At 31.4% G+C, this 1568-nt stretch carries 1 protein-coding gene; it reads right to left on the reverse strand.

The features are described 5' to 3' along the window. Positions 1–149 precede the first annotated feature (149 nt). The coding region (locus ACVC2P_RS16240; protein ID WP_452599506.1) for an insulinase family protein at positions 150–1568 on the reverse strand (1419 nt) is incomplete at its 5' end.

Here is a 1568-nt window from a genome sequence, read left to right on the forward strand (position 1 = left end):
GGCTTATAGATGGAGAAGAATTTAGTGTATTACAGGGTTTTGCAACGCTAATTATTTTAATAGGCGTGTATTTAGCTAATAAAAAGTAAAAGATATAAAAAAACCGAAGTGATAAACTTCGGTTTTTTTTATAGATATAAATTTATAGATTAATTAAAATCTTCTTCGGTTACACCTTCGTTAATTTTAACATCGGTAGATTGTAAAGTAATAACTTGTGGACCTACTGTTATTTTTTGAGTGTAAGGAAATTTAATGCCATCTACAGATTTGTAATCGGATACATTTTCTATAGTAGTCATGGATTGTCCTTGTGCCTCTGATGTAGACTCAGATTGTACTAATAAACCATTTTCTACACTGTAGTATCTATAAGATACATCCTCTCCTTCTGTTACTTTTATTTTGTATACATCAACACCATCAATAGTAGTTGAACTTTCTAATGAAATGTTAGACTCATTATAATATAATTCTGGAAATAACCCTTTTGTAGATTTTTGTTTATCTAATTCTTTTTCACTCATTGGTACTTTACGTCCCATTTGTTCTTGATATCCATTGGAACCATCAAATTTACGCTTCATTAATGTACCCATACCTTCGGCAACCATTTCCATAGAAATTTTATTTGGCGCCATAGCTTTAATTATTGCTTTTGGAGAGAATGGTGCGCCTGCAATTGTAACGTCTGCATTTGTTAATACTGTTTTAACTGCTTTTAGTTTCGTTTCTCCACCTACAGCTTTAATATAGTCACTTATTACAGTTTGTGCAGTTACTCCTTTAGGAATAGGTTTAGAATATACAGGTTTGTCTACAGGTTTAGCATATTTGTCGTAGTATTTAATTGGAATTCCTGTTTTTTCAAGGTTTTCTAATACATCACTACCTTTGCCAACTACAACTATTCTTGCGTTTTCTGAGGTAAAGTATTTATTTGCAGCACGTTTTACATCGTCTGCAGTTACTGCATTAACCTTTTTAAGATAAGTTGTATAGAAATCCTCAGGTAAATTATTCTTTTTAATATTTAAAGCGTAGCGAGCTATTGTTTCTGGGCGCTCTAGTGCTAACACAAAGCTACCAACATATTTTGCTTTTGCGTTATTAAGATCTTTTACTGAAACAGTTTCAGTTTTAATTCTGTTAACTTCTTTTAATATTTCAACAACTGCACTGTCTGTTACGGTATTTCTTACTTTAGCAAAAGCATTAAATCTTGCTGCTCCATATTTGTCTGTACCTAAACTAGAATAAGATCCGTAAGTATATGCTTTGTCTTCACGAAGGTTTAAAAATAAATAACCTTCACCACCACCACCTAAAATATAGTTAGCAATTTTTGCTCCAAAAAAATCTTCATCATTCATTTTTAAGGACACATTGTTTGTTAAGGATATATTAGATTGTACCGCATTTGGCATGTCTACAAAATTAATTTGCGTGTATTTTACATTTGCTTTTGGAGGTAAAACAGTTGTTTGTACTTCTACCATAGTATCCCAGCTAGCAAAATATTTTTTTATTTGCTTTTTAACAGTTCTAAAATCTACATCACCTACAAC

It is taken from the genome of Pontimicrobium sp. MEBiC01747 (assembly GCF_053601635.1).